This is a genomic window from Streptomyces yokosukanensis (assembly GCF_001514035.1).
GTDB classification, from domain to species: Bacteria; Actinomycetota; Actinomycetes; order Streptomycetales; family Streptomycetaceae; genus Streptomyces; species Streptomyces yokosukanensis.
This window is the reverse complement of the sequence record NZ_KQ948240.1, coordinates 38,194-39,046: the sequence shown is the minus strand read 5'-3', so window position 1 is coordinate 39,046 and position 853 is coordinate 38,194. Positions and strand designations below refer to the sequence as shown.

At 64.8% G+C, this 853-nt stretch carries 1 protein-coding gene; it reads right to left on the bottom strand.

Going from position 1 to position 853, the window contains the following annotated elements:
• Positions 1-11: 11 nt before the first annotated feature.
• A protein-coding gene (locus AQI95_RS46970; RefSeq protein WP_167361999.1) for an IS5 family transposase occupies positions 12-826 on the bottom strand; the annotation gives its coding sequence in 2 pieces (ribosomal slippage) (positions 12-484 and positions 484-826; 816 coding nt in all).
• Positions 827-853 lie beyond the last annotated feature (27 nt).

Sequence of the window (853 nt, the reverse complement as noted above, 5' to 3'; positions counted from 1 at the left end):
AAGACCGTGTCCTACATGGTGAGTTTCAGGAGCCGTTTGTAGCAGCAGAGTGCGGCTGCAAGTCCGAGAAAGGCCAGGTAGTTGCCGGGTTTTCGTTCGTAGCGGTGGTTCAGGCGGCGGTAGCCGGTCAGCCAGGACATGGTGCGTTCGATGACCCATCGGCGGCGGCCGAGTCGTTCACTCGAGTCGATGCCCTTGCGGGCGATGCGGACGCCGATGCGCTTGCCCCAGAGCCATCGCCGCAGGTGAGGGATGTCGTAGGCCTTGTCGGCATGAAGACGCACGGGCTTGGAATCGGCTGCATGGGGTTCGTGTCCCATGTGGAAATGGGACAGCATCGGCTTCAGGGCGAGGCTGTCGTGGGTGTTGGCCGCGGAGAGTCCGACACGTAGGGGCAGTCCGTCCGCGTCGGACAGGACGTGCATCTTGGAACCGGGCTTACCCCGGTCCACGGGGCTCGGACCTGCAAGTTCGCCCCCTTTTTCGCGCGGATGTGAGCTGAGTCGAGGACCGCGCGGGACAAGTCGACCAGACCTTTTTCGTCCAGGAGTTGGAGAACCTTCTGGTGCAGCCGGCCCCATACCCCGGCTCTGGACCAGATCAGGAACCGACGATGGACGGTCGACTTCGACGCGCCGAAGCACGGCGGCAGTGCCCGCCAGGCACAGCCGCTGACCAGAACGTAGATGATCGCGGCAAACACCGCCTCATCATCGATGTTCGCGACCCCGCCGCCCTGCGGTCGCACCCGCGCAGGCGGCAGCAACGGCCTCGCCAACTCCCACAGGCCATCCGGAACGATCCAACCCCACCGACCACTCCCCATGCCCCGCTCAACCGCCAACAGGCCATG